The following is a 25,989-nucleotide window of genomic DNA, read 5'->3' as shown; positions in this document are numbered from 1 at the left end:
TAAAAATTTATACGGGAGTTTTATCAATATGCAAATACAGAGATTTTTATCATTAATCATGACCGTTTTATCAAACTTCAATTTAGATCATTTATCTACCTTTGTAACTGAATTAACCTATCTTTCAATTGGTATTGGATTTATGTTCTTATGTATGAGTCTATTTTTATGGGTGTACAAAAAAAAATGAAATATTGGTCCAAAATGCCGAGTAGATGGGTTATTGACGGTGGTCTAAAAAAATTTAGATACTCATCTAATAACCAAAATCAAATGAATGCAGCAAATATTGCTGCATTAATGACATTTTTAATTATCGTAAGTAAGGCACAAAAAGATGAATTTAATGATGAGTTAATAACAAATTTGACTTATAAAGAATTTTCAGAGAGTCTAGGCATTAGTAGGCAATCTATAAGCATGGGGTTAAAAGTATTGGAATCCAATAATATTATTTCAATTAAGAGAATTGGAAGAACAAACCAATATATAGTGAATCAAAATGAAGATAAAACGTGGTGTAAAATCCCAATTCATGAGCTAGAAGGCATATTTTGTAGAAGCTTCTCGTTGCGTTCACAAATTGAATTGTATGCACTAAAATTATTTATTTATTTTTCTGCAATAAGAGATAAAAAGTTTAAGTATTCAATGGCATCTTATCTCAAGATAACTGAAAAAACAGGAATTCCAAAAGGGTTTATAAAAAAGACATTATCATTCATGCTGGTAAATGAACTACTCAGCAGAGTTGATAGAGGATACGATAACGTTAATGGAGAGAAGGTTAATTTACCTAACCAATATTACCTAAAAAATTATAATGAACTGATATATTCTAATAGATAAAATGATGGGGAGCTAAGCTCCCCATTGTTTCATTATTTTTCTAGCCGCTGCCTAGAACTCCCTCTACTTGCTCATTATAAGCTGGCCGAAGTTGCACTCTGCGGGTCCCTGCTATGTTTTATGACCGAGGGGACATTTGCCCTGTCAATCTAATCTCTTAGATGTGCTTAATGTTAAGTATTTACTAATTAAATGTCAATCTAATTTTAACTCTTATGATTAACTCTTATGATTAACTCTTATGATTAACTCTTATGATTAACTCTTATGATTAACTCTTATGATTAACTCTTATGATTAATTACAATGGCTAATCGTTACTTAAAACTCATTTAATCGGTGCAAATAATGTAACTGCTGAGATCATTTCAACTTGTTTGCAATATTGTCTAATCACTGCTGCCGCGCTTTCAAATGTTGTTCCTGAAGAAGATATATCGTCAACGAGTAATACATGTTTCGCATCAGCTGGTAATTTTACATGATCACCACAAAAAATATGTAAGTAGCATCTATTCTTCGGTGCTATGTCTTTTATTGATAATCCCCCTTCGCTTCTCTTTAATGCAGTAATTAAGGACTGTTTTTTATCTGGGGGAATTGTGTTATCACTTATAACATCCTCAATCAATGTTTTAGGCGTTTTTTTCCTGAGAAAATTATCAATAATATTTATGTTAAATTTTTTCTGTAATAAACAAGCTAAATCACGCCCAATACTATGTTTAGATGGCATGAGTATGATCACATCAAATGGTTGTTCGATATGTTCTTCAAATGGATATTCATCAATCAGCTTTTTAGCGTATTCATATACAGCATTGATAGTTTCAATATCTGTTGTTAACCCTTCAGCTCCTTTCATGGCATACAACATAGGGCAATTATCACCGATAGGTCTGCATTTCCCTCTTCGTTCTTTATAACGCCTAATTATAGAGTATATAGTTATTTCTCCATTATGTTTTAACATTGTTTCTTTGCTAGGGTAAGAAGCTATAACAACCCGGTTATCTTTAATTTCAAACTTCATATTTTTCTTCTTTTTTTGTAATTCTTATTATTGTAGCAAAAAAAACAAAAGGTTAAAGGAATCCCTAACGGGATTAAGGGTAATGTAATAAAGGTAACCTTTCCAAGGGAAAGGTCTTACCTGAAAAGGCCAAAAGGCTTTCAAAATGGCTTTAATATTTATCTCCGATTTAGAATTATTTATTTATTGAGATCGATGCATAAATCAATATTCTTTTACAAAAAAGGTTCTGAGTTATGCTTTCATCTATTTTTCATAAAATCAGAGGGAAAAAACAAGATTCCCTTAATATCACATCCTCTCTAAAAAATCTCAATTCATCAACATTCAAAGTGGATGATGAGGGATGGATAACCCCCTTTACTGCGTCAGAATTACTCAATTCTGAATTACGCCAAAAATACTTAAATTTACTTTGGCAACAAGTATCAATGACGCAAGATATGTTTAATGAGCTCTATAAAAAACCTATTGAACGTTATGCTGAAATGGTTCAATTATTACCAGCATCTGAGGCCCATCATCATAGCCATTTAGGTGGAATGTTAGATCATGGTCTAGAAGTCCTTTCATTTGCGACAAAACTCCGGCAAAGCTATGTATTACCTCAGAATGCTGCCCCTGAAGAACAATCACGGCAACGAGATGCTTGGACTGCTGCAGTTATTTATGCAGCACTTGTGCATGATATAGGTAAAGTTATTGTCGATATAGAAATTCAGTTGAAAGATGGTTCGCGTTGGTTTCCTTGGCTAGGGATACCAACGCTGCCTTATAAATTCAAATACATTAAAGGGCGTGATTATGAGCTTCATCCAGTAATGGGGAGTTATCTTGCTAGCTATTTAATACCTAAAGAGGCATTTGAATGGTTGGCTGGATATCCTGAAGCTTTTGCCTCTTTAATGTATGCCATGGCTAACCATAAGGATAAATCTGGTTTATTGTCAGAAATTGTACAAAAAGCGGACCAAAACAGCGTAACTCTCGCTTTAGGCGGTGATGTATCAAAACTGGTTCAAAAACCTGGAACTTCATTTGCGAAGCAAATTGTTATGGCATTACGTTATTTACTGGAACATAAATTTAAAATTAATACTCCAAAAGGTCCATCTGACGGTTGGTTAACAGAAGATGCACTATGGTTAATGAGCAAACCAACAGCAGATCAAATTCGTGCTTATCTTTTAGAACAGGGAATTTCAGCTCCAGCAGATAATCCTAAACTATTTAGTGAAATGCAATCCTTAGGGATTATTGAAAGTACGAATGATGGTACTGCAATTTGGCATTGTAGAATTAAAGCTGACTCCGGTTGGTGTCCGCCTAAAGCATTTTCTCTACTCAGAATAAAGCCCGAAGTAGCCTGGGAAAATTTAGCTGATAGACCTAGCGTATTTTTAGGTCGAGTTGATATTGAAGCTGAAGAAATATCAAATACAAAGATAGAGGAATCGGTATCTAATACAAATGCAGGAATAGACAATATTGATAGTGAAAATACTTCTATATCTATTTCGTTTGATAACATTTCTGAACTAAAACCAATAGAAACGGAACAAGTTCAAAAAAATGAAGATATGATGGACTTGATGATGGATTTATTCTCGCCAACAGAGAAAACACTGATTCCAGCTGATGAAAAAGAAAACAAAGAAGACGTGATTCAAAATAATCAAGTTGCAAAAGGTCTTCAAAATTCTGATGTTCCTCCCGATACTTCTACATCTAGAGATAGTAAAACCATCTCTGGTGAATCATTTGTAGAATGGTTAAAAGCCGGCATTCTAGGGAATACGCTCACAATTAATAATTCAAGTGCCAAATTACACATTGTACAAGGAAAGTTATTTTTAGTTACTCCAGGAATATTCCAGATGTATTTTAATAGTAAAGGTATTGCTAACTTTACCAAAAAAGATATAGAAAGTTTGCAATACAGCTTTCAAGATCTTAAATTACACAAGAAATACCATCAGTCGAATAAAGACAGTGTAAATTTTTGGCGCTGCAAAGTTGTTGGTCCAAGAAAAACGTCTCAGTTGATTGGGTATTTGGTTGATAAAACCGATTATTTTTTCGGTAGTAAAATTCCAATTGATAATTTGCATTTATCGCTTATTGAGGAGAATTACAATGAATAGACTTACATTTGATATGTTACTTGATAAATTTTTTTATACCGTCACCTGCGTATAGATACAATAAAGAGTTATGAAAAAGCAGTTAGACAATTGCAACATAACTGTAATTTAAAATATCCAGATGAAGTATCAAAATTATTGATACTTCAATGGCGTAAAGCAGTTGTTGGTAAATCAATTATTGAAGTAACTTGGAATAGTTATGTTCGCCAGCTAAAAACCATCTTCAAATTTGGCATTGAAAACCAGTTTCTTCCGTTCACAAAAAATCCTTTTGATGGTTTATTTATTAGGGAGGGAAAACGGAAAAGAAAGGTCTACAGCCCTTCTGATTTAGATAGGTTAAGTTTTGGTATTAAAGAATCAAAATATCTCCCCGCAATACTTCGTCCGTTATGGTTCACTAGGGCTCTAATAATGACATTTCGTTATACGGCAATTCGCCGCTCTCAATTAAATAAACTGAGAATCAGGGATATAGACTTGCTAAATCAGGTTATTCATATTTCACCAGAAATAAACAAGAACCATGAATATCACATACTTCCGATTTCTCACACACTTTATCCATACCTTGATAATCTATTAAACGAGTTGAAAAAAATGAAACAATCGGCAGATGCTCAGCTTTTTAATATAAATCTTTTTTCAAAAGCGGTTAAACGTAGAGGGAAAGAAATGACAGCAGATCAGATAAGTTATTTGTTCAAGGTTATATCAAAGCATACAGGGGTGAATAGTTCACCCCATAGATTTAGACATACAGCTGCAACCAACTTAATGAAGAACCCAGAAAATTTATATGTTGTAAAACAACTTCTAGGGCATAAAGATATTAAGGTTACTTTGTCATATATTGAAAGTGATATAAGCTCTCTTAGAAAACATATTGATTGTTTATAACCATGAAAGTTTATGAGGTACTTTCGGACTTTTTTCGCTATAGTTATACATAGATCTCATATCATTTATACACTTCTTAACTAGCATTCCAGCTTTCCCATAGGATAATGGAGTTCCTTTGTTATCATTAACAATGACTATATGAAACATATAATATAATAAATTAAAGCGATAACATGATGGGAAATCTGGGTGTATGTGAGGTTTAAGTATTGAGAATACTCCATGAGGAGTTAGATCAACGAATACTTTTAGATGTTTGAGCGGAATATCATTAAGCAAAAAATCTTTCATTTCATTAAGAATATGCTCAGGAAACTTGATACTTTGATACATAGGCCAAGTTAAAGCACCTCTCCATAGAATGCTAATAACAAAGTACAAAAGCTTTTTCTCCCCCTCTTGATTAAGAGAATAAAAAGAATTTTTTCCTTGATATTTAGAAGCAATATCTTTTAGAAGAGGGGGAGCGTCATCATATAATAGTTCAGTTCCCATATTAATTTTATCTAGTACCTCTCTTTGAGGGAATGCATTTTGTGAAAAAAATCTTTCTCCATTTTCTGAAAAACGAGCTTCGCATTCACCGCAAAGTCTGTGGCTAGTTATTTGTTTAGATAAGGGGATCAATTTCCCACTTTCATTTTTTATCGTAATGTTTGTATCAGCCTTTTTAGTGTTATTCAAAACTTTGTAAACAAATTTTGGAATAAAATGACTATCTCTTAATGTAGTATATTTTCCGCACAAAGCACATGTTTTATGATTCATATAGTTTCCTACTTGGAGATTGATAAATAATTTTCAGAATAAAACATTCAGGCTTTACAAACTAGTATTTTTTATGTAAGATCTCACTTGTCCACATAGCGTTAGTGGATCGATCGTAGTGTATTGGCTAGGTACACGAAATTGATCAGAAAATATAGTTTTAATTTTAATGATGTACACAAGGGATTTAAAATCCCTCGCCTTTCGAGGCGTGCCAGTTCAAGTCTGGCTTCGGGCACCATTTAAACACCAGTCAAAAGATTTTAAAATTTACTTTAAAATCATCTAGTTGGGTCGTTAGCTCAGTCGGTAGAGCAGCGGACTTTTAATCCGTTGGTCGAAGGTTCGAATCCTTCACGACCCACCAATTCTTTCTTAAGTGGCGATAAAGTGGCGGTTAAATTTCCATTTTTTTACACTTTCATTTATAAATTATTTATCTCAGTGGCGATGCCGCCAATCATTAAAAATGAAATAAAAATTTCTTATTAACTATCACGTAAAAGATAAAAACACCTTATAAATCAATATACTGTAATCTCCTACAAACTTACACAGATCTCTTTTAAGTGAAAAACACTGTAAAACCCCGTAAATTTTACAGTTAAGATCCCTATTCTTTCAGTAAAATGATCTCTTTTACCTCAACTACTTACCCAATTTTACAATCTGAAAATTAACTGAAAAAATGTAAATTTTTAACGCAAATTCAGCGGGGGAGGAAGTGGATTTTCCGTGCCTTGTGTTTTTACGTGAAAAATTTCCGTGGAATTGTTTTATATTGCTTATTACGTAGATTTATTTGTTATAACAATCACTTAGATTTTCCGTGGTTAATGTCTCTGATATACATATCGGAAACATAAAGAAAAGCCGCAACATTGTGCGGCTTTGGTTTTATGTGAAGTGCGGTAGCTATTCAATAATCGGCGTGAGTTTGCCTTTTATTGTTTTTGCTTTGTTTGCCTGCTGGTTGAATATGCTTGCTTGATCTGGCGAAGGTGAACCAGCGTGTGTGTGCGTTGCTAAGGTGCTTACAACTTCTCCCAACAGTTGAATAGTATCTTCCAACAGTCTAAATATGTTTTGCCCTTCAGTACCCACATAACTTAGCGGCGCCACAAATTTATTCTTTTCGTCTGAAACACGTTGCGCCAATCCAACGATTTTTTCTTGTAGCGTGCCACCTGTTCCTACAGTACGATTGCTTGCAGTCGTGTCATTGATACTACCCAATACGCTAACAGTTTTATTTCCGCCTATAGTTTGCGTACTATCTGAATCTACTGTTTTTGTCGATGTACCAATTTGTTTTACTTCACTATCTGTTTCGATGTGTCGTTCAAAGGATTTATCTGTAATCTTCTGATCGGTTTACACAGTGAATTTACTCGATATTATTGTGCATGCAAGAATCCCCTATGCGGACACCGCTTTGTAATGAATATGGAGTTTGGGCATACCACACGCGCCAGTAAGCTGACAAAAGACAAATTGCTTGAGCTTGTTTTGGGTAAATTATCGGACGAAGAAAAAGCCAATTTGAGAAAAATATTAGATGATGAAAAAAGCCGCTAGAAATAGCGGCTTTTATTTTTATGCAGCAAGTAACTTATTTGTAGCAATCTGTGCCAAAAAGTTGCTTCTGTTTTTATATTCGGGATGTGTTGCCACAAAATTATCAATGCGTTTAATTAGAAGACTAGGCAAGGTTACATTGATTTTTTCAGCTTTCCCCATTAGATGCGTTAAATCTACATCCACAAAACTAAACGTAAAGCCTTCATACTCTGGGTTTTTAACATGCTCTTGCAGAGATGTTGGCTGTGGGATTTCCTCTCCATCTTCTAACATGCCTTCAATATGGAAGGCAATTGCCTCTTTTGCGTTGATGAATGCTTCTTCTAATGTATCACCAGCTGAAAAACAGCCTGGTACATCAGGCACAACCACACCGTATGCGTGATTTTCATCGCCCATTTCTATTCCGATTGGGTATAACATATAAAAGCCTTATAGATTTAAAGAAATGTAAAACAAATAAAACTAGTATCTAAGATAATAGACGTAATAAACAATTAATAAAACAAATATAGATAAAAATAGCGATATATAAATTGCAATATAAAAAATAAAATCTTGCAAAAGTAGGGCTTACTTTTTAAGCCCTGCTTGTTTCAATATTGATCTAACTGTATTTAGCGGTAAATCTTTTTTAGGGTGTGGAACTGTGACTCGCCCTATTTTTTTATCATGCTTAAATTGATGATGGCTCCCTTTTATTTCAACAAGATACCAGCCATCTTCTTCAATTTGCTTTATTAATTGTTTACTGTTCACATTATCTTTTACCTCGTAAAATTGTTTATTTAGGGGTATTATAACCCCAAAAAAAATTAAAAGCAAGCATTTTTAGAGTTATTGGAGTTATTTTTTTCTTTCATTTCGTGCATAGACACATAAGATGACTTCAAACTGCCGTAAGGGGCTTTTGGCTCAAATAGTACAAGCATTTGTGGCTTGTTATTTTGGTCTGTTTCTTCGCCAGTTTCATTGTTGATGAAAGGGATTCGTGAATTAGTGATATACACGATTTCTTTTGCGTTGCGTACACACATATCAAACCATTTTGTCGAACCATCTACATTAAGCAACATTACCACCGTCTTGTTATGTAACACGCTTTGCTGGATGGCGCGCAACACAAACGGCAACGGCTTGACCGCTGATTAATCGGCGCAATTCACGCTAAACGGAAATTGATGCGCCACCGTAGAATTGGAACTGACGAATGCCCCAACGGCTCGCCCAAGCACGAACGCGCAATGCGTTATCGTATAGAGCAGCGGACTTTTAATCCGTTGGTCGAAGGTTCGAATCCTTCACGACCCACCACTTTAAATCAGCATCTTAATTGGTGTTTTTTTATGCCTAAAATTCAGGATAAAGACTTTCCTACTCTCTTTTCTAAAAAACACATAAAAAAATAACCGCACTTTCGTACGGTTACTTATCTATATTCTTAATATGATTAGCCGTGATAACGTCCTACGCCTAATTCATCTTCTTTACGAGTACGATTCATTACTTCTTGTGGAGATTGTGCAATACGTAATCCCATTTGATCTTCAGTACGCACCACATCGCCACGTAGAGAGTTAGTATAAACATCGGTAATCTTGATATCGACAAACTTACCAATCATATCTGGTGAGCCTTGGAAATTTACAATACGGTTGTTTTCCGTACGTCCTGTTAATTCCATAATATCTTTCTTAGATGGCCCTTCCACCAACACGCGTTGCTCTGTACCAAGCATACGGCGACTATATTGTGCCGCTTGTTGGTTAATACGCTCTTGTAAAAGATAGAGACGTTGTTTTTTCTCTTCTTCGGTTACATCATCTGGCATATCTGCTGCAGGTGTACCTGGACGCGCAGAATAGATAAAGCTGAAGCTCATATCAAAATTCACTTGTGCGATTAGGTTCATTGTTTGTTCAAACTCTTCATTGGTTTCACCAGGGAAGCCCACAATGAAATCTGAGCTGATTTGAATATTTGGACGCACTGCACGTAATTTACGAATAATCGATTTATATTCTAACGCGGTATGACCACGTTTCATCATGGTTAAAATACGGTCAGAACCAGCTTGCACCGGCAAGTGTACAAAATCTACTAATTCTGGTGTGTCGCGATACACGTCAATAATATCATCAGTAAATTCGATTGGGTGACTGGTGGTAAAACGTAAACGGTCGATACCATCAATAGACGCCACTAAACGCAATAACTCCGCAAATGTACAGATACCGCCATCAAATGTCGGGCCACGATACGCATTTACGTTTTGGCCTAATAAATTGATTTCACGTACACCTTGATCGGCCAACTGCGCAATTTCAAATAATACATCATCAACAGGACGGCTCACTTCTTCACCACGGGTATAAGGCACCACGCAGTAAGTACAATATTTATTACAGCCTTCCATAATAGACACAAACGCTGTTGGGCCTTCTGCGCGAGGCTCTGGTAAGCGGTCAAATTTCTCAATTTCAGGGAAACTTACATCCACCACCGAACTTTTGCCGCCACGGATTTGGTTAATCATTTCTGGCAAACGATGTAAAGTTTGCGGACCAAATACGATATCCACATAAGGTGCACGATGACGAATATGCTCACCTTCTTGTGATGCTACACAACCGCCCACACCAATCACTAAGTTTGGATTTTGTTTTTTTAATTCTTTCCAACGACCTAATTGATGGAACACTTTCTCTTGTGCTTTTTCACGAATAGAACAGGTGTTAAGAAGTAACACATCGGCTTCTTCTGGAATATCCGTTAATTCTAAACCATGTGTATTTAAGAGAAGATCGGCCATTTTTGATGAATCGTACTCATTCATCTGACAGCCCCATGTTTTAATATGTAATTTTTGCGTCATATTGCTTAAAAATAAAGATTAGTTAAAAGATAAAATCGGTCGGCTATTGTACAGAGTTGTGGGAATTCTGGCTAGTGTAAAATGGACTTTTACCCATTTCGGTATAGAAAAAGAGCGGTTAAAATCACCTGAATTTTAACCGCACTTTGTTTAGTATCCTTCTTCCTCCATATTTGGCAAGAACGTTTTGTGTTTGATTCTCTTCACCCTTGTTTCAATTCGCCCATCTGGATGTAGCTCAATTTCACGCCAACCTGGTTGTAAGGTATCTAAAGCAAAATGGTTGCTGTCCGGCTTAAATTGAATACAAGTCGCTGGTGTTGCCATGGTTTGATAACCTTGCCAATAGCCATCGACTTCTTGATGAATATGACCGTATAAAATCCCTCTTACATTGTTGAATTGAGCAAGAACCTCTGAGAATTCATGCGCATTACGTAAGTTATGCTGATCAAGCCATGCTGAATTCGTTGGCAATAGATGGTGATGTAAGACGACTAAGCTATGACGAGCTGGATTTTCGGCTAATTTTGTTTTTAACCAATCTAGCTGATAAGCACTCAATTCGCCATGAGGCACACCAGAAACTTGGCTATCTAACAAAATCACTTGCCAATGTTTGCCAAGAAGTAAATGTTTTGATGCGTTAATAGGTGATTGGCTTAAATGCTCGACCATTTTAGGTTGAAAATCATGGTTACCTGGAAGCCAAAATACTGATTTATTTAACGGTTTAACCATTTCAACAAATCGTAGATAACCTTCGTCGCTACTATCTTGTACCAAATCACCTGTCGCAAGCACGACATCATAATTAAAAGACTCTGCCTGAATTTCTTTTAACACCTGAGAAAAGCTTTCATGCGTGTTGATACCTAATAAGTCTTTGCTTGTATCCTTAAACAAATGAGGATCGGTGATTTGTAATAATTTGACGATCTCACTCGCGGGTTCGCATTCAAATGTATTGCTCATGGGACTCCTATTGCCAGCGCTGCCGCAATTGGGCGTAATTTAATTGAAGCCATTGTAAGCCCATTACTGCAATGCCATTATCAATTTTACCTTCGCACATCCATTGATAGGCTTGCTCACGTTTCACCACATGAACACGGATGTCTTCATTCTCTTCAGCTAAACCATGAAGTCCCTTAGCTTGTGAGCTATCTACTCGACCGACAAACAAATGAATACGTTCGACGACACCACCTGGGCTATCCCACACGCTTAAACAATGTGTGAGATCTTGAACAGATACACTAGCTTCCTCTTCACTTTCACGCAAAGCCACTTCTTCAGGTTGTTCACCCTCTTCGACCATGCCGGCGATCAATTCTAATAACCAAGGAGAACGAGCTGATTCAGGTTGATATGCACCAATACGTACTTGTTCCACTAAAACCACCGCATCTTCTTTCGGATCGTAAGCAATCACTGCAGAAGCAGCACCTTTGACTAATAATTCACGTGTCACAACACCACTTTCGCCACCAGCAAAAAGCTTATGTTTAAACTGTACTTTCTTAAGTGTAAAAAAACCTTTATAAACAGTTTCTTCATTAAGAACTTCTATATCGTGCAGACTAAACTGTTGAATTTCTGACATCATTACTCTCCTAGTATTAAGGTCGCATAATACTCCCATAAAAAAATAAAAAAAACTGAACCCTCTATTTTTTTGTTGAAACTTTGAAGCCGGTCACAAAAAAAGAAAACCTATGATGATTTCTTATTCATCATAGGTTTACATTAAAAATTTATTTAAATTAACAAACGCGGCTGGTTATTTCCCCATCTGCCACCTTCGTTTTAATGGTGTCGCCTATTTTGACTTGTTTCACACTCACAATAGCATGTCCTTTGACATCTTCCGTGATGGAATACCCTCGCGCTAATACTTTTAATGGGCTTAATCCATCTAACTTGCCACACAATGTCGCCAATTTATTTTGGCATTCCGTAACTTGACGATTCGCCCCTAAATTTAACCGCACTTGTAACTGAGCTAAATACTGTGATTGTTTTTGCAATCGATAAGGCAACGGATTTTGTTTTAAGCGCGCTGAAAGTGCGGTCAATTTTTGCTGCGTTTTATCCATTTGGCGCTGCATCGCTAAGACTAAACGATGATGTAATTGCGCCGTTCTGGCTTTCTGCATCAACAATTGATTTTGCGGATGTTGGTTTTGCAGGCGTAAACGTAACCGTTGTAAACGTTGTTGTTGATGACTAAAAATACGATCCAACTCCATCTCTAAGCGCTGTTGTTTATAGGCTAACTGTTGTAGTAATTCCTGCTGATTGCGACTCACTAACTCCGCCGCTGCAGAGGGTGTCGGTGCGCGTAAATCTGCCACAAAATCGGCAATAGTAACATCCGTTTCGTGACCAACTGCACTGATAATCGGTAAATTTGAACGGAAAATCGCACGCGCAACTTCTTCTTCATTAAAGCACCAAAGATCTTCTAAAGAACCACCACCACGGCCGACAATTAATACATCTACTTCTTGACGCGCATTAGCGAGTTCAATCATTTGGACAATTTCAGCCGTTGCTTCTTTGCCTTGCACTGCCGTTGGATAAATCACCACTTTTAAACTGGGATCTCGACGAGCCAAAATATGCAGAATATCTTGTAAAGCTGCGCCAGTCGAAGAGGTCACAATACCTACGGCTTTAGCAAAATCCGGCAAGCTTTTCTTCAAGTTTTGTGCAAACAACCCTTCTGCCGCCAATTTCATTTTTAGCGCTTCAAATTGCTGTTGCAACAATCCCTCACCAGCAGGGTGCATAGATTCAATAATCAGCTGATAATCACCGCGAGGCTCATATAAACTGACATTCGCTCGTACCAAGACCTGCATGCCGTTTTGCGGACGAAACCCCACACGCAAATTTTTCATGCGGAACATCGCACCGCGAACTTGGGCATTTTCATCTTTTAGCGTTAAATACCAATGCCCTGACACAGGTTGAGTGAAATTAGAAATCTCCCCTGTAAGCCAAATCTGTGAAAAATTCCCTTCCAACATTTGGCGGGCGGCGCTGTTCAGTTGGGAAACGGAATAAATGTTTTCAAACATTATTCAATCAACACCCAACCATCATCTAGCCAGTTACAAATCGAATCGAGCAATAATTCCATTGTACTTTCAGGATCTTCTGTATCATTCACTAAATTATTTAAGAATGCCCAATCTAGCGCTTCACCATCGGAGAGGCGTTTCAACACTTCCGTTTCAATGACATTCACTTCATCTAACCATTCGCCATTAGCATAAATGCGGAGCGGATTTTTGGTGTAAAGCAATTTGCAGTTATTGTCCTGCATTAATACACCTTGTTCCTCTTCTAAAATTGACCGCACTTCGTCAGGATCGGACATTTCATCGGATACTAACATTTCATAACGACGTGAGCTCACTGCACTGGCTACTGCTTGTTTGAACAAGGCATCAAAGGCTTCAGACTCTGCCAATTTCGCTAAGAATTGCTTTTTCATTGCCTGAATATTTTCATCAGCCAATTTGCCCGTACGCTGCTCTGCTTGCGTTAAACGTAACGGTAATTGGAATTCGCTTAAATTCAATTCAGGATCTTGATGACAAAACGCTTTATTCACGTTATCGAAAATATCTGCTAAATTCGGATAACGCAAACCAAAAGAAAAGGTCAAGCAATCATCTTCTGCTACACCGTAATGTGACATACGAGCCGGAATATAAAGAATATCACCTGGATTCATCACTTCATCAATCACCAATTCGCCCATATCATCAAAAATACGAATCGGCTGATTCAGTTTAAATTCTGTAGAAGAATCACACCATTTACCTAACTGCCAACGGCGATGACCATAACCTTGCACCAAGAATACATCATATTCGTCATAATGCTTACCAACGGAACCGCCTTTAGGTGCATAAGACACCATAATATCGTCGCGTTGCCATTGTGGGATAAAGCCAAATTTATTCCAAAGCTGACCTAATTCAGTACTCCATTGCTCTAAATTTTGGACGAGCACCGACCATTTCTCTGGCACATCTGCAAAATCTTCTTCAGATAACGGACTGAAAAACACTTTCCAATTATCATCTGAAAAGGTTTTCACTAAACGTGCCGTCACATCTTCGCCTTGTGCTAATTCGATAATATCGTCAGGCTCGAATTGGCCAACAATTTCAGGCAAGCCATTACGAATAATCAATGGTTTTTTCTGCCAATAATCACGCAGGAAAATTTCAGGGGTAATGCCATCAGGCAGACAATATTGGTTGGAAAGTGCGATCATTTTTTACTCCTTTTCCTGTTTTTCTTGTTGAGCTTTTTCTTGTGCGGCTTTGGCTTGCTCTGCTGCACGTTTACGACGAATTTCTTTAGGATCGGCTAATAATGGGCGGTAAATTTCAATACGATCGCCATCTTTTAATTGATCGTTCAGTTTTACTGGACGGGAATAAATCCCCACTTTATTTTCACGCAAATCGATCTCGGTAAACTGTTGTAAAATGCCCGATTGTAAAATAGCCGTTTGAATCATTGTGCCTTCATCCACTTTGAAGGACTTCAAATAATAGCGATCCGGCAAGGCATAAGCAATTTCAATATTAATTTGTTTCATGTCTTATTCTGTCTTAATGAGTTTTCCGTTATTATAGCGGAAAAGTGCGGTCAATATTAACGATAAAATCAGGAGCACATCATGAATTGGGTATTTTTTGCTATTGGTTCAGCCTTTTTCGCTGGACTTACCGCCATTTTAGGCAAATTAGGGGTTGAAGGCATTAACAGCAATCTTGCGACATTTATCCGTACAATTGTGGTTTTACTCGTTACAGCGGGTATCATTAGCGCACGTAACGAATGGCAACTGCCACAACATATTGCAGCAAAACCACTCACCTTTTTAATTCTTTCTGGTGTTGCTACGGGCCTATCTTGGCTTTGTTATTATCGTGCCTTGCAAATGGCGCCCGCCTCTTGGGTTGCACCCATTGATAAACTCAGTGTGGTTATTGCTATTATTTTAGGTGTAGTTTTATTAGGCGAACCTTTAAGTATGAAATTAGTTATGGGAAGTCTATTAATCTTAAGTGGAGTTCTAATACTTATACTATAAAAAAGAAAAGACCGTTTAAATCGGCCTTTTCCTCCTATAAAAAACTAGTCAATCGGTGGTACGTAGGTGCCGTTTGCAATCGCATCTTTAATGCGGTTTGCTTCAGCTAAGACTTGAGCCAACAATGCTTTTACATTTTCAAGCGTAGCAATCGGGCTTAATGTCGTCATTTTTAGCGATTGTTTATCGCCAACTTTAGTGACACCAATATTCGCTTCGCCACGAGCAAAAAGTTCATCCGCCACATTTTGGTTTAAGGCATCTAAAAATTCTGCTGGATAGCCTTTTGGTACTACACAGAATAGCACTGATGCGAACTGCGTTGGCACGAGCATTTCTAACTCTTCGGCTTCATTGATATAACCTTCTACTTCTTTGGTCAATTTGACGCCATGGTCAATCATTGAAGCGTAGAGTTCTTCGCCTAATGCTTCGACAGTAAACCATAATTTTAAGGCATCAAAACGACGCGTTGTTTGTAGAGATTTTGCCACCAAGTTTGGCACGCCGTGCTCTTCATCATATTCTGAATTGAGATAATCTGCTTTGTAGTCAATAAAACGATAGTTCGCTTGATCTTTAAGCAAGAATGCCCCACAAGAAATGGTTTGGAAGAAGTGCTTGTGGAAATCGAGCGTAATTGAATCCGTTAGCTCAATGCCATCTAAGAAATGACGGAATTCTTGAGAGAGCAATAATGCACCGCCCCAAGCGGCATCAACGTGTAACCATGCTTGGTATTCATCTGCCAGTTTTCTAATCGCTTTTAGATCATCAATCGCACCAGCATCGGTAGTGCCTGCCGTCGCCACGATACAAGCAACTATTTTACCTTCTGCTTTTAATTGCGCCAATGTTTGTTCAAGTGCGTTGACATCCATTTGTGCATTGGCATTCGATGGCACGGTAACCACAGATTGGAAGCCCATTCCCATCATCGCCATATTTTTTTGCACAGAAAAATGCGCATTCTCTGAACAAATAACCTTGACTTTCTTCATGGCATCAACTGGAATACCATCACGTTGCACCGACCATTCTGAGCCATCTTCATTTTTCCAGTGATTAGCAATCGCCCAATCACGCGCTAATAACACGCCCATTAAGTTAGACTGCGTACCGCCCGAGGTAAACACCCCAGAAGTGCCTTGTCCATAGCCCACTTTTTGGCGTAACCACTCAATCAAATGCTCTTCCATAATTGAACCAGCCGGGCTTTGATCCCAAGAGTCCATAGATTGGTTTGTGGCATTGATTAACACTTCCGCAATTTGGCTAGTGACCATCGTTGGGCAATGTAAATGCGCCAATGAATGGGGATGATGTACTTTTAAACTTGGATTTAAGAAAATTTCAACGAGGTGATCCAGCGCATTTTCTACGCCTACACCAGCTTGGCTTGGTTTGAATCCATCAATCAAAGCACGCATTTGTTTGATTGAGCCACCCGTGTACATTTTGTCATTTTTCAACCAATTTGAAACCGCTTGCACGGCTTTATTCATCGCATTTTCATAGTCTTTAATCGACTGCTCATCGCGACAAAAAAGGGATTGTTTATGTTGTTTAAGATCTGACATAACCATTCTTTCCTAAAAAATTCCCCCTCTTTGACAAAGAGGGGGAATGCAAGCGGTCAAATTTCGCAAAACATTTGCAAAATCTGACCGCTCTTGATTAACCACGTACGGCTTTTAATGCATCTACAACAGATTGTTTAAAGCGTTTAATAAACTCTTCACATTCTGCTTGATTGATGTTTACCGCACAAAGTACACGCACAACATTACCGCCACGTCCGCCACGCTCTAACAATAATTTATTATTAAAGCAGGCTTTTTGGATAGCGACCGCAAGTTCGCCATCTTGTGGGTATGCGCCTGTTGCATCTTTGGCTTGACGTTCATCAACAATATCAATTCCCATCATTAAGCCTTTACCACGCACGTTACCGATACATGGGTATTCTTTGCTTAATTCGCGTAATGCGTTGGTTAAGTACTCGCCACGTTCTTTAGCGTTTTGCGCTAAGTTTTCATTACGCATGATTTTTAGTGAAGCATAACCTGTTGCCATCGCTAATTGGTTACCACGGAAAGTACCGGTATGGCCTGCTGGTTGCCAAGCATCAAATTCTTTTTTGATTGCAAGCACGGCTAATGGCAAGCTACCGCCTACTGCTTTTGACATCACAACGATATCAGGTTGAATGCCCGCATGTTCAAACGCAAACATTTTACCTGAACGACAGAAGCCCGCTTGCACTTCATCTACGATCATTAAAATGCCATGTTTTTTGGTTACTTCACGGACTTTTTGTAAGAAGCTAATTGGCGCTGGCACAACACCACCTTCGCCTTGAATCGCTTCTAAAATAACCGCTGCTGGTTTTACCACACCACTTTCAACATCTTCAATAAAGTGTTCAAAGTAATGTTCAACGGCTTTTGCCCCAGCTTCGCCACCAATGCCGAATGGGCAACGGTATTCATGCGGATAAGGTAAGAATTGCACGCCTGGCATTAAGTTTTGCACGGCATTTTTCGCACTTAAGTTACCCGTGAGTGATAATGCGCCATGAGTCATACCATGGAAACCGCCAGAGAACGCGATCACGTTACCACGACCAGTGTAAGTTTTCGCTAATTTAATTGCCGCTTCATTTGCATCTGCGCCTGATGGACCAGTGAATTGTAAAATGTATTCATCTTTCGGGAAGAATGACAATAATTCTTCAGTGAATGCATCTTTTAATGGGGTCGTTAAATCCAGTGTGTGTAAAGGCAAACCGCTATCTAACACATCACGAATCGCCTGCATTAACACAGGGTGATTATGCCCTAATGCTAAAGTGCCTGCGCCAGCTAAGAAATCTAGGTATTTGTTGCCTTCAACGTCAGTAACCCAGCAACCTTCTGCTTTTTCATAAGCAAACGGTAATTTACGCGGATAGCTACGAACGTTTGATTCCATTGCATCTTGGCGATCTAAAAAGTGTTTATTGGAAGCAAGAATTGCTTTTACAGGAGTGGTAATTGTCATTGATTAAAACCTTCTAAAAGAGGTGAAAAAAATAAGTCGGGTGCCTTGCGGGAAGCCTAAACTTTCTGTTGCTAAAAAACAGACGCCATGGGGCATTTGACTCGCTACTTATTAAAAAAAGCGTTTCAGCTTTTTTGTTTTTACCCTAATTGCCCAAAGAGGTTGGCTAGGTTGGAAACACATCTTAAATATGGGTCATATTTAAAACGTTGCCGCATTTTACATTTCTTTTACAAAAAAGAAAGCCAAACGTTAAAATAGCATAAATTTTTATTAACTCGTCGGATTTCATCAAGTACAACCGAACTCAAAATATGGGTTCTTTACAGCGATGATTGAGAAATTAGCCCTTTTTCGCTACAATACGCCACTATTTTTATTCAAGCAGAAAACTATGTCTGAAATTAAACTCATCGTGGGGCTGGGAAACCCTGGCGATAAATATGCGGAAACCCGCCACAATGCGGGGGAATGGCTGATTGAGCGTTTGGCTCGTCGCTTTAATCTTTCGCTTAATGCAGAAAATAAATTCTTCGGTTATGTAGGAAAAACACTGATTAACGGCAAAGAAGTCCGTTTTTTAGTGCCAACGACGTTTATGAATTTAAGTGGAAAAGCGGTAGGTGCACTTACTAATTTTTATCGCATCAAACCAGAAGAAATTTTAGTGCTACACGATGAATTAGACTTACCGCCGGGCACCGTAAAATTAAAACAAGGTGGCGGACATGGCGGACACAATGGTCTAAAAGATATCGTGGCTCAGCTTGGTAACAGCAACAATTTTTATCGTTTACGCATTGGTATTGGCCATCCTGGACACCGTGATTTAGTTTCAGGCTTTGTGCTTAACAAACCCTCGCCAGCAGAAAGAGAAGTACTCGATAAAGCGTTAGACGAAGCCACCGATTGCATTGAATTGCTTTTCAAAGAAGGTATGGTGAAAGCCACCAATCGCTTAAACAGTTTTAAAATTTAACTCAAAAGTGCGGTGAAAAAACACCATAAATTTTAACCGCACTTACGCTCACAATAAGGAAAACATCATGGGATTTAAATGTGGTATCGTTGGTTTGCCAAATGTCGGTAAATCTACCCTTTTTAATGCATTAACCAAAGCCGGTATCGAAGCGGCAAACTATCCGTTCTGTACCATCGAACCGAATACTGGCGTGGTACCAATGCCGGATCCGCGTTTAGATGCGCTAGCGGAAATTGTTAAACCTGAACGCGTATTACCCACCACCATGGAGTTTGTGGATATCGCTGGTTTGGTTGCGGGTGCAAGTAAAGGTGAAGGCTTAGGTAATAAATTCCTAGCTAACATCCGTGAAACGGATGCAATTGGTCATGTTGTTCGTTGTTTTGAAAATGATGACATCGTGCACGTTGCGGGTAAAATCGATCCATTAAGCGATATCGAAACTATCAATACCGAATTAGCCCTTGCTGACTTAGATAGCTGCGAACGTGCTATTCAACGTTTACAAAAACGAGCTAAAGGTGGCGATAAAGACGCAAAATTTGAGCTGTCTGTGATGGAAAAAATCCTTCCTGTACTTTCTGAAGCAGGTATGATTCGTTCTGTTGAGTTAGATAAAGATGAATTATTGGCGATTAAAAGCTATAACTTCCTCACATTAAAACCAACCATGTACATTGCGAACGTAAATGAAGACGGTTTTGAAAATAACCCATATTTAGACAAAGTACGTGAGTTTGCAGAAAAAGAGGGCTCTGTTGTGGTGCCTGTATGTGCGGCGATTGAAGCAGAAATTGCTGAGCTTGATGATGATGAAAAAATCGAATTCTTACAAGATCTTGGTATTGAAGAACCTGGTTTAAACCGTGTAATTCGTGCGGGTTATGCCTTATTAAATCTTCAAACCTATTTCACTGCGGGTGTGAAAGAAGTACGCGCATGGACAGTTTCTGTTGGTGCAACAGCCCCTAAAGCAGCGGCTGTAATCCACACAGACTTTGAAAAAGGCTTCATCCGTGCAGAAGTAGTTGCTTACGATGACTTCATCCAATTCAAAGGTGAAAACGGTGCAAAAGAAGCAGGTAAATGGCGCTTAGAAGGTAAAGACTACATCGTCCAAGATGGTGATGTTATGCACTTCCGCTTTAACGTATAAAAACGCTTTAGACCGCATGATTATGCGGTCTTTTTGTATTTATAAAAGGAAAAAACAATGTCAGATAAATTAAATCAACTCATCGAATTGTTAAAACTAGAAAAAATTGATGATCTTATCTTTCGTGGTGCGAGTGAAGACTTAGGTTTTCGCCAAGTGTTTGGTGGCCAAGTCGTGGCGCAATCTCTTTCTGCCGCGATGCAAGTTTCCCCAGCGGAGCGTGTACTCCATTCTTGCCATGCTTACTTTTTAGCACCTGGCGACAGTCAACACCCGATTATTTATGATGTAGAAACTTTACGTGAAGGACGCAATTTCTCTGCGTTACGCGTAAAGGCCATTCAACATAAAAATGTGATTTGTCATGTCACAACTTCATTTCAAGTACCCGAAGAAGGCTTTGACCATCAATCAGCCATGCCGCAAGTGCCAGGCCCTGAACAATGCATTGATGAACATGAAATCATGTTAAAAGTAGCACAGACTTTGCCCGAAAGCTTGAGTGAAAAATTTGCTCAAGAGCGACCATTTCAGATTCATAGCCGATATTTGAACAATCCATTTGATGGTCGCGAACTCCCACCCGAACAATATGCTTGGTTTAAAACCAATGGAGAGGCACCACTGGATTTGCAGACTCAACAATGCCTCTTGGCCTATTTTTCTGATTTCCACTGTATTTTGACCGCACTTCACCCACATGGGAAAGGCTTTTTACAGAAAGGGATGAAAGTCGCCACAATCGACCACAGCATTTGGTTCCACCGCCCTTTCAATTTAAATAATTGGCACTTACATGCCATTGAAAGTAATAATGCTTTTGCTGGGCGTGGTTTAGCGAGAGGACAAATTTTTGCTGCAGATGGCACATTAATTGCCACCACACAGCAGGAAGGTTTAATTCGTTATCAAGAATAACCGCTCTTAAAATAAGGTGCAGACTAGCCTTCGTAACCGATATCTTCGAAGGTCGGATTTTCTGCGCCTTGTTTGGCTAATTCATCACAAATTTCATTTTCACGATGGCCTGAATGGCCTTTCACCCACTGCCAATCAATGTTATGGGTTTGAATCGCCTGATCTAACGCAATCCATAAATCTTGGTTTTTTACCGCTTTGCCCGTACTCGCTTTCCAATTGTTTTTCTTCCAATTGTAAATCCATTGTGTGATGCCATTTTTCATATATTGGCTATCGCTATAAAGCGTTACATGGCAAGGCTCTTTTAAGCTATTTAAAGCCTCAATCACTGCTCGTAATTCCATGCGATTATTGGTGGTTTTGAAATACCCTTTTGAAATATGTTTTTCATGCTGTTTATAGCGCAGGACAATCCCTATGCCACCGGCTCCCGGATTGCCGAGGCAAGATCCATCCGTAAAAATTTCAATCTGTTTTTGCATAACTAATTCGAGCTTGTGTAAAATAGACGGTATTTTAAAGGAAACAAATAGGTAGAACAATGATAAATCCGGATCGCCAAATTGTACTGGATACTGAAACCACCGGTATGAACCAAATTGGCGCACATTACGAAGGACATTGCATTATTGAAATTGGTGCTGTGGAAATGATCAACCGTAAATACACGGGCAATAATTTTCACATTTATATTAAGCCGGATCGTTTAGTTGATCCCGATGCTATTAAAGTTCACGGTATTACGGATGAAATGCTGGCGGATAAACCGGATTTCAAAACAATTGCACAGGACTTTATAGAATACATTCGTGGTGCTGAACTGCTGATTCACAACGCCCCCTTCGACGTGGGCTTTATGGACTATGAATTCCGTAAACTTGGGTTAGATATCAAAACGACCGACATTTGCCTCGTTACTGATACGTTGCAAATGGCTCGCCAAATGTATCCTGGAAAACGTAATAGCTTAGATGCGTTGTGTGATCGTTTAGGTATTGATAACAGCAAACGAACACTCCACGGCGCGTTACTGGATGCTGAGATTTTGGCCGACGTTTATTTATCCATGACGGGCGGTCAAACCAGTCTATTTGATGAAGAGCATGCGGATAGTTCAATTATCCAAGCTGGCCCCAATATGCAAGATCTTCAAAGTGCGGTCAATTTTTCACCAAATTTAAAAGTGTTACAACCCAATGATGATGAACTACAAGCCCATTTAGATTTCCTTAAATTGGTCAATAAAAAAAGCGATGGCAAATGTTTTTGGTCTATTCGTACGGGTGACGAAACCTCACATTAATCGGTTATCTATTAATCAGATAAACATAAAAAAGAAAAAAAAGATTGACGGTTTTAACGTTCATCATTATTATACCCAGCACTTAGCGGAGTGGTAGTTCAGCTGGTTAGAATACCTGCCTGTCACGCAGGGGGTCGCGGGTTCGAGTCCCGTCCATTCCGCCAATTTAAAACTTGTCTTAATATACTCACGGAGTGGTAGTTCAGCTGGTTAGAATACCTGCCTGTCACGCAGGGGGTCGCGGGTTCGAGTCCCGTCCATTCCGCCAATTAAGCCGAGATAATGAAGCACCAGAAGGTGCTTTTTTTATGCCCGAATTTTACCTGTCAGCCAACATTCGCTATAATTAACCAAATTTACACTTTACAGAGATATTTTTATGACAACTCCTGTCGTTGCCTTAGTGGGTCGACCAAACGTAGGTAAATCCACTCTATTCAACCGTTTAACCCGTACCCGCGATGCGCTTGTCGCTGACTTCCCTGGTTTAACTCGAGATCGTAAATACGGTCATGCCAATATTTCTGGCTATGATTTCATTGTGATCGATACCGGCGGTATTGATGGCACTGAAGAAGGCGTTGAAGAAAAAATGGCGGAACAATCCTTACTAGCGATTGAAGAAGCCGATGTCGTGCTTTTCTTAGTGGATGCGCGTGCAGGTTTAACGGCTGCAGACATTGGCATTGCCAATTACTTACGCCAACGTACTAATAAAACAACCGTGGTTGTAGCAAATAAAACTGACGGTATTGATGCAGACTCACACTGTGCGGAATTTTATCAATTAGGCTTAGGTGAAATTGAACAAATCGCCGCATCACAAGGCCGTGGCGTGACTCAATTAATGGAGCAAGTACTTGCACCTTTAGCGGAAAAATTACAAGAAAACGAAGCAGAAAATGACCGCACTTCTGATGAAGAAGAAAAAGATGAATGGGATAACGAATTTGACTTCGATTCAGAGGAAGATACTTCATTAATTGATGAAGCATTAGACGAAGAACTTGAAGAAGAACAAGATAAAAATATTAAAATTGCGATTGTAGGCCGTCCAAACGTTGGTAAATCCACATTAACCAATCGTATTTTAGGTGAAGATCGCGTGGTGGTTTACGATATGCCAGGCACAACACGCGACAGTATCTACATTCCAATGGAACGCGATGGGCAACAATACACCTTGATTGATACAGCAGGTGTGCGTAAACGTGGTAAAGTGCATTTAGCCGTTGAGAAATTCTCTGTCATCAAAACATTACAAGCGATTCAAGATGCAAATGTGGTGTTACTCACAATTGATGCGCGTGAAAACATTTCAGATCAAGATCTCTCTCTACTTGGCTTTATCTTAAATGCAGGACGCTCGCTCGTGATCGTCGTAAATAAATGGGATGGCTTAGATCAAGATGTGAAAGATCGCGTCAAATCCGAATTAGATCGCCGTCTTGATTTCATCGACTTTGCCCGTGTGCATTTTATTTCTGCTTTACACGGCAGTGGCGTGGGGAATCTTTTTGATTCGATTAAAGAAGCTTATGCTTGTGCGACGCAAAAAATGACGACTTCCCTTCTCACCCGTATTTTACAAATGGCAACGGATGAGCATCAACCACCTATGATTGGCGGTCGTCGCATTAAATTAAAATATGCTCACCCAGGTGGTTATAACCCACCAATTATCGTGGTGCATGGTAACCAAATGGATAAATTACCGGATTCGTACAAACGTTATTTATCTAATTATTATCGTAAGAGTTTGAAAATTATTGGTTCGCCAATCCGCTTGCTATTCCAAGAAGGTTCAAACCCATTCGCGGGTAGAAAAAATAAACTCACACCAAACCAATTACGTAAACGTAAACGCTTGATGAAGTTTATCAAAAAAGCGAAACGCTAATCTTAACAAACAAAGAGCGATCAAAAATCACTGTGAATTTTGACCGCTCTTTTTTATTATAAAAACAACATAAAAACCACATTAAAAAATGAGTAATATAAAGTTATCAATTTGTTTTTTTGATGAAAGTTTTAATTTTCAGGTGGTATTGTTAAAATATAATTTACATTATTTAAAAGAATGTTTAGACTAAATTTTAATCCATCCAAAGCACATTCAAATATGAAAAAACGTAATATCATTTTCTTACTTATCCCGCTAATTACTGCTTGCGGAGTAAATTCATTTTCAGCATCAGACCGTAACGATACTCAAACGCTTTCTGCACCCAAAGCATTTGATCCCAAACGCACAGAATACACCTGCGCCACTTGGACACCACCATCACCGCCTGATGCAGAATCACACCGTTGGTATCGCGCTGCCACTCTGATTCATGCTGAAGGTTGGCGCAAGAATACACGTCAAGCGCAAGATATGATTACCCTATATGAAGCGGCTGCGTCGAAGGGGCATTATCAGGCAATCAACAACCTTTATTTACTTTATACCAATGGACATGGTGCAAGTGGTACTTTGTATGCTCCCCAGCCCAGTCGCGCCCGCAAATGGCTGCATTACGGTTTAGACAAAAATTGGGCGATGGCAAACTACTGGTTGTTTGATGCGCTGTATGAAGGAAATGCGGGCTACCGCCACAACCCGAAACTTGGTCTTGCTTACCTGCAAAAAGCGGTGGATTTGGGTGTGCCGCTGGCTCAATACGAATTAGCGCGGATTTACGATAAACAATTTAAAGATTACAGCACACGTGAACTGCTGCTTGGTTGTGCAGCTAGACAGGTTTTTTCTGCTGCCATGAGAGAATTGTATATGGTAAAGATCATACGCTATGGCAATCTAAAAGAAGCACTGTTATTAATGCATAATGCGGTACGACAAGGAGGAGAGGGTGGAGGCAAAGCAGCCTTAGGAATGTCTATGATTTATGCTAAAGATAAGGAGATTATGCATCAATTTAACGCCACTCCTGCCGATCCTGTTCGTGAAGCAGCTTATACTGAATTGAATAAAGCTCTTCTAGGCACAGGCACTAAAAGCGGCAACCCCTTCTACACCTTCCCGCGCCTAGACGAAGTCCTGCCCCTGCCACCCGCCAAAACCCATTGGAAAGGCATCTACTCCGCAATGAGCAAGGAAGACGCGGCGTTCTACCAAAATCCGCCTGACACTGCTGCCTTAGCCGCCGATATCCTCAAACGTGGTATCGTTAAAAAAGAAGAGATCTATTGGCCACCGCGCAAGGATTAATCGTTAACAAGCATTAAAAAAGCGGTCAGATTTTAAAAGCAATTTGCTTGAAAATCTGACCGCACTTTATTGAAAAATAAAGGGGCTGACGTA

The 25,989-nt window shown here is 38.9% G+C and carries 24 protein-coding genes, 3 tRNA genes and 3 pseudogenes; 15 read left to right on the top strand and 15 right to left on the bottom strand.

Annotated features, from left to right (window positions below):
• Positions 1 to 168: 168 nt before the first annotated feature.
• Positions 169 to 849: a helix-turn-helix domain-containing protein gene (locus QQS40_RS06655; protein WP_223877905.1), complete on the top strand. Its 681-nt coding sequence runs from the start codon at positions 169 to 171 to the stop codon at positions 847 to 849.
• Positions 850 to 1,177: 328 nt separating this feature from the next.
• Here QQS40_RS06655 and QQS40_RS06650 read toward each other — a convergent pair whose 3' ends face one another.
• A complete protein-coding gene (locus QQS40_RS06650; RefSeq protein ID WP_020910024.1) occupies positions 1,178 to 1,882 on the bottom strand; it encodes a phosphoribosyltransferase in 705 nt (234 codons plus the stop codon).
• A gap of 236 nt (positions 1,883 to 2,118) precedes the next feature.
• On the opposite strand from QQS40_RS06650, the gene mobH reads away from it, so the two are divergent.
• Positions 2,119 to 4,026, top strand: a complete 1,908-nt coding sequence (gene mobH / locus QQS40_RS06645) for a MobH family relaxase (protein WP_012564951.1) — start codon at positions 2,119 to 2,121, stop codon at positions 4,024 to 4,026.
• A gap of 90 nt (positions 4,027 to 4,116) precedes the next feature.
• Positions 4,117 to 4,929 (top strand): tyrosine-type recombinase/integrase, encoded by an 813-nt coding sequence (locus QQS40_RS06640; RefSeq protein ID WP_005653468.1) that lies wholly within the window; start codon positions 4,117 to 4,119, stop codon positions 4,927 to 4,929.
• Here QQS40_RS06640 and QQS40_RS06635 read toward each other — a convergent pair.
• Positions 4,924 to 5,700: a hypothetical protein gene (locus QQS40_RS06635; RefSeq protein WP_005653466.1), complete on the bottom strand. Its 777-nt coding sequence runs from the start codon at positions 5,698 to 5,700 to the stop codon at positions 4,924 to 4,926. The two genes, QQS40_RS06640 and QQS40_RS06635, sit on opposite strands and share 6 nt — an antisense overlap.
• 291 nt (positions 5,701 to 5,991) lie before the next feature.
• On the opposite strand from QQS40_RS06635, the gene QQS40_RS06630 reads away from it, so the two are divergent.
• Positions 5,992 to 6,067: transfer RNA gene (locus QQS40_RS06630), tRNA-Lys, on the top strand.
• A gap of 548 nt (positions 6,068 to 6,615) precedes the next feature.
• Here the strand turns inward: QQS40_RS06630 and QQS40_RS06625 are convergent.
• Positions 6,616 to 7,074: pseudogene (locus QQS40_RS06625) on the bottom strand (hypothetical protein); the annotation flags it as partial.
• On the opposite strand from QQS40_RS06625, the pseudogene QQS40_RS11230 reads away from it, so the two are divergent.
• Positions 7,036 to 7,122, top strand: a pseudogene (locus QQS40_RS11230) (hypothetical protein); the annotation flags it as partial. The pseudogenes QQS40_RS06625 and QQS40_RS11230 overlap by 39 nt on opposite strands.
• Before the next feature lie 24 nt (positions 7,123 to 7,146).
• Positions 7,147 to 7,278 carry a hypothetical protein gene (locus tag QQS40_RS11225; RefSeq protein ID WP_420485566.1) on the top strand — a complete coding sequence of 44 codons (132 nt, stop codon included), beginning with the start codon at positions 7,147 to 7,149 and terminating at the stop codon, positions 7,276 to 7,278.
• 18 nt (positions 7,279 to 7,296) lie between these two features.
• On the opposite strand, the gene QQS40_RS06615 is transcribed toward QQS40_RS11225, so the two are convergent.
• The 9 genes and pseudogenes from QQS40_RS06615 to QQS40_RS06575 all read right to left on the bottom strand — a co-directional run bounded on the left by QQS40_RS06615 (position 7,297) and on the right by QQS40_RS06575 (position 14,783).
• Positions 7,297 to 7,704: a type II toxin-antitoxin system HicB family antitoxin gene (locus QQS40_RS06615; protein ID WP_128787541.1), complete on the bottom strand. Its 408-nt coding sequence runs from the start codon at positions 7,702 to 7,704 to the stop codon at positions 7,297 to 7,299.
• A gap of 150 nt (positions 7,705 to 7,854) precedes the next feature.
• The gene (locus QQS40_RS06610) at positions 7,855 to 8,040 is read right to left on the bottom strand and encodes a type II toxin-antitoxin system HicA family toxin (protein ID WP_149785882.1); all 186 of its coding nucleotides are present in this window, start codon (positions 8,038 to 8,040) and stop codon (positions 7,855 to 7,857) included.
• Between the two features lie 56 nt (positions 8,041 to 8,096).
• A pseudogene (locus tag QQS40_RS06605) lies at positions 8,097 to 8,417 on the bottom strand (DNA N-6-adenine-methyltransferase); the annotation flags it as partial.
• Between the two features lie 314 nt (positions 8,418 to 8,731).
• On the bottom strand, positions 8,732 to 10,156 hold the full coding sequence (gene miaB, locus QQS40_RS06600) for a tRNA (N6-isopentenyl adenosine(37)-C2)-methylthiotransferase MiaB (protein WP_005698299.1): 1,425 nt from the start codon (positions 10,154 to 10,156) through the stop codon (positions 8,732 to 8,734).
• Between the two features lie 150 nt (positions 10,157 to 10,306).
• Entirely contained in the window at positions 10,307 to 11,131 is an 825-nt protein-coding gene (gene cpdA, locus QQS40_RS06595) for a 3',5'-cyclic-AMP phosphodiesterase (RefSeq protein WP_329504436.1), read from the bottom strand.
• A gap of 7 nt (positions 11,132 to 11,138) precedes the next feature.
• Positions 11,139 to 11,762 (bottom strand): ADP-ribose diphosphatase, encoded by a 624-nt coding sequence (gene nudF, locus QQS40_RS06590; protein ID WP_329506737.1) that lies wholly within the window; start codon positions 11,760 to 11,762, stop codon positions 11,139 to 11,141.
• A gap of 160 nt (positions 11,763 to 11,922) precedes the next feature.
• Complete coding sequence (gene xseA / locus QQS40_RS06585) at positions 11,923 to 13,242, bottom strand: exodeoxyribonuclease VII large subunit (protein WP_329504434.1); 1,320 nt, start codon at positions 13,240 to 13,242, stop codon at positions 11,923 to 11,925.
• Positions 13,242 to 14,453, bottom strand: coding sequence for a ribosomal protein uL16 3-hydroxylase (locus QQS40_RS06580; RefSeq protein ID WP_329504432.1), 1,212 nt, complete (start codon positions 14,451 to 14,453; stop codon positions 13,242 to 13,244). Before QQS40_RS06580 ends, xseA begins: the two co-directional genes overlap by 1 nt.
• A gap of 3 nt (positions 14,454 to 14,456) precedes the next feature.
• The gene (locus QQS40_RS06575) at positions 14,457 to 14,783 is read right to left on the bottom strand and encodes an RnfH family protein (protein ID WP_329504430.1); all 327 of its coding nucleotides are present in this window, start codon (positions 14,781 to 14,783) and stop codon (positions 14,457 to 14,459) included.
• A gap of 81 nt (positions 14,784 to 14,864) precedes the next feature.
• On the opposite strand from QQS40_RS06575, the gene QQS40_RS06570 reads away from it, so the two are divergent.
• Positions 14,865 to 15,281, top strand: coding sequence for an EamA family transporter (locus QQS40_RS06570; RefSeq protein ID WP_329504428.1), 417 nt, complete (start codon positions 14,865 to 14,867; stop codon positions 15,279 to 15,281).
• A gap of 44 nt (positions 15,282 to 15,325) precedes the next feature.
• Here the strand turns inward: QQS40_RS06570 and ddc are convergent, their stop codons facing one another.
• Together ddc and QQS40_RS06560 are read right to left on the bottom strand one after the other, a co-directional pair.
• Entirely contained in the window at positions 15,326 to 16,861 is a 1,536-nt protein-coding gene (gene ddc / locus QQS40_RS06565) for an L-2,4-diaminobutyrate decarboxylase (RefSeq protein ID WP_329504426.1), read from the bottom strand.
• A gap of 97 nt (positions 16,862 to 16,958) precedes the next feature.
• Positions 16,959 to 18,323 carry a diaminobutyrate--2-oxoglutarate transaminase gene (locus QQS40_RS06560; RefSeq protein ID WP_295742513.1) on the bottom strand — a complete coding sequence of 455 codons (1,365 nt, stop codon included), beginning with the start codon at positions 18,321 to 18,323 and terminating at the stop codon, positions 16,959 to 16,961.
• 394 nt (positions 18,324 to 18,717) lie between these two features.
• On the opposite strand from QQS40_RS06560, the gene pth reads away from it, so the two are divergent.
• The 3 genes from pth to tesB all read left to right on the top strand — a co-directional run bounded on the left by pth (position 18,718) and on the right by tesB (position 21,379).
• Positions 18,718 to 19,302: an aminoacyl-tRNA hydrolase gene (gene pth, locus QQS40_RS06555; RefSeq protein WP_329504421.1), complete on the top strand. Its 585-nt coding sequence runs from the start codon at positions 18,718 to 18,720 to the stop codon at positions 19,300 to 19,302.
• Positions 19,303 to 19,369: 67 nt separating this feature from the next.
• A complete protein-coding gene (ychF, locus tag QQS40_RS06550; RefSeq protein ID WP_329504418.1) occupies positions 19,370 to 20,461 on the top strand; it encodes a redox-regulated ATPase YchF in 1,092 nt (363 codons plus the stop codon).
• Positions 20,462 to 20,518: 57 nt separating this feature from the next.
• Positions 20,519 to 21,379, top strand: coding sequence for an acyl-CoA thioesterase II (tesB, locus tag QQS40_RS06545; RefSeq protein WP_297568581.1), 861 nt, complete (start codon positions 20,519 to 20,521; stop codon positions 21,377 to 21,379).
• Positions 21,380 to 21,402: 23 nt separating this feature from the next.
• On the opposite strand, the gene rnhA is transcribed toward tesB, so the two are convergent.
• Entirely contained in the window at positions 21,403 to 21,864 is a 462-nt protein-coding gene (rnhA, locus tag QQS40_RS06540; RefSeq protein WP_005699219.1) for a ribonuclease HI, read from the bottom strand.
• A 59-nt stretch (positions 21,865 to 21,923) separates the two neighbouring features.
• On the opposite strand from rnhA, the gene dnaQ reads away from it, so the two are divergent.
• From dnaQ to QQS40_RS06515, 5 genes are all read left to right on the top strand, one after another.
• Positions 21,924 to 22,685 (top strand): DNA polymerase III subunit epsilon, encoded by a 762-nt coding sequence (gene dnaQ / locus QQS40_RS06535; protein ID WP_329504412.1) that lies wholly within the window; start codon positions 21,924 to 21,926, stop codon positions 22,683 to 22,685.
• Between the two features lie 87 nt (positions 22,686 to 22,772).
• Positions 22,773 to 22,849, top strand: a tRNA-Asp gene (locus QQS40_RS06530).
• 27 nt (positions 22,850 to 22,876) lie between these two features.
• Positions 22,877 to 22,953: transfer RNA gene (locus QQS40_RS06525), tRNA-Asp, on the top strand.
• A gap of 111 nt (positions 22,954 to 23,064) precedes the next feature.
• A complete protein-coding gene (gene der, locus QQS40_RS06520) occupies positions 23,065 to 24,585 on the top strand; it encodes a ribosome biogenesis GTPase Der (protein ID WP_329504410.1) in 1,521 nt (506 codons plus the stop codon).
• Positions 24,586 to 24,807: 222 nt separating this feature from the next.
• Positions 24,808 to 25,896: a tetratricopeptide repeat protein gene (locus QQS40_RS06515; RefSeq protein ID WP_329504408.1), complete on the top strand. Its 1,089-nt coding sequence runs from the start codon at positions 24,808 to 24,810 to the stop codon at positions 25,894 to 25,896.
• Positions 25,897 to 25,989: the final 93 nt, after the last annotated feature.

It is taken from the genome of Haemophilus parainfluenzae (assembly GCF_036288925.1).
Lineage (GTDB): Bacteria > Pseudomonadota > Gammaproteobacteria > Enterobacterales > Pasteurellaceae > Haemophilus_D.
Note: the sequence above shows the minus strand (reverse complement) of the source record. Positions and strands in the feature narration are given on the sequence as shown.

What these genes read in the sequence shown, in the direction of transcription:
- QQS40_RS06575 (WP_329504430.1), bottom strand. Translation starts at nt 14,783, where the DNA reads ATGAAACAAATTAATATTGAAATTGCTTATGCCTTGCCGGATCGCTAT.
- QQS40_RS06635 (WP_005653466.1), bottom strand. Translation starts at nt 5,700, where the DNA reads ATGAATCATAAAACATGTGCTTTGTGCGGAAAATATACTACATTAAGA.
- cpdA (WP_329504436.1), bottom strand. Translation starts at nt 11,131, where the DNA reads ATGAGCAATACATTTGAATGCGAACCCGCGAGTGAGATCGTCAAATTA.
- miaB (WP_005698299.1), bottom strand. Translation starts at nt 10,156, where the DNA reads ATGACGCAAAAATTACATATTAAAACATGGGGCTGTCAGATGAATGAG.
- dnaQ (WP_329504412.1), top strand. Translation starts at nt 21,924, where the DNA reads ATGATAAATCCGGATCGCCAAATTGTACTGGATACTGAAACCACCGGT.
- QQS40_RS06570 (WP_329504428.1), top strand. Translation starts at nt 14,865, where the DNA reads ATGAATTGGGTATTTTTTGCTATTGGTTCAGCCTTTTTCGCTGGACTT.
- QQS40_RS11225 (WP_420485566.1), top strand. Translation starts at nt 7,147, where the DNA reads ATGGAGTTTGGGCATACCACACGCGCCAGTAAGCTGACAAAAGACAAA.
- QQS40_RS06515 (WP_329504408.1), top strand. Translation starts at nt 24,808, where the DNA reads ATGAAAAAACGTAATATCATTTTCTTACTTATCCCGCTAATTACTGCT.
- ddc (WP_329504426.1), bottom strand. Translation starts at nt 16,861, where the DNA reads ATGTCAGATCTTAAACAACATAAACAATCCCTTTTTTGTCGCGATGAG.
- rnhA (WP_005699219.1), bottom strand. Translation starts at nt 21,864, where the DNA reads ATGCAAAAACAGATTGAAATTTTTACGGATGGATCTTGCCTCGGCAAT.
- QQS40_RS06580 (WP_329504432.1), bottom strand. Translation starts at nt 14,453, where the DNA reads ATGATCGCACTTTCCAACCAATATTGTCTGCCTGATGGCATTACCCCT.
- ychF (WP_329504418.1), top strand. Translation starts at nt 19,370, where the DNA reads ATGGGATTTAAATGTGGTATCGTTGGTTTGCCAAATGTCGGTAAATCT.
- QQS40_RS06655 (WP_223877905.1), top strand. Translation starts at nt 169, where the DNA reads ATGGGTGTACAAAAAAAAATGAAATATTGGTCCAAAATGCCGAGTAGA.
- QQS40_RS06615 (WP_128787541.1), bottom strand. Translation starts at nt 7,704, where the DNA reads ATGTTATACCCAATCGGAATAGAAATGGGCGATGAAAATCACGCATAC.
- tesB (WP_297568581.1), top strand. Translation starts at nt 20,519, where the DNA reads ATGTCAGATAAATTAAATCAACTCATCGAATTGTTAAAACTAGAAAAA.
- pth (WP_329504421.1), top strand. Translation starts at nt 18,718, where the DNA reads ATGTCTGAAATTAAACTCATCGTGGGGCTGGGAAACCCTGGCGATAAA.
- QQS40_RS06650 (WP_020910024.1), bottom strand. Translation starts at nt 1,882, where the DNA reads ATGAAGTTTGAAATTAAAGATAACCGGGTTGTTATAGCTTCTTACCCT.
- xseA (WP_329504434.1), bottom strand. Translation starts at nt 13,242, where the DNA reads ATGTTTGAAAACATTTATTCCGTTTCCCAACTGAACAGCGCCGCCCGC.
- nudF (WP_329506737.1), bottom strand. Translation starts at nt 11,762, where the DNA reads ATGTCAGAAATTCAACAGTTTAGTCTGCACGATATAGAAGTTCTTAAT.
- QQS40_RS06560 (WP_295742513.1), bottom strand. Translation starts at nt 18,323, where the DNA reads ATGACAATTACCACTCCTGTAAAAGCAATTCTTGCTTCCAATAAACAC.
- mobH (WP_012564951.1), top strand. Translation starts at nt 2,119, where the DNA reads ATGCTTTCATCTATTTTTCATAAAATCAGAGGGAAAAAACAAGATTCC.
- der (WP_329504410.1), top strand. Translation starts at nt 23,065, where the DNA reads ATGACAACTCCTGTCGTTGCCTTAGTGGGTCGACCAAACGTAGGTAAA.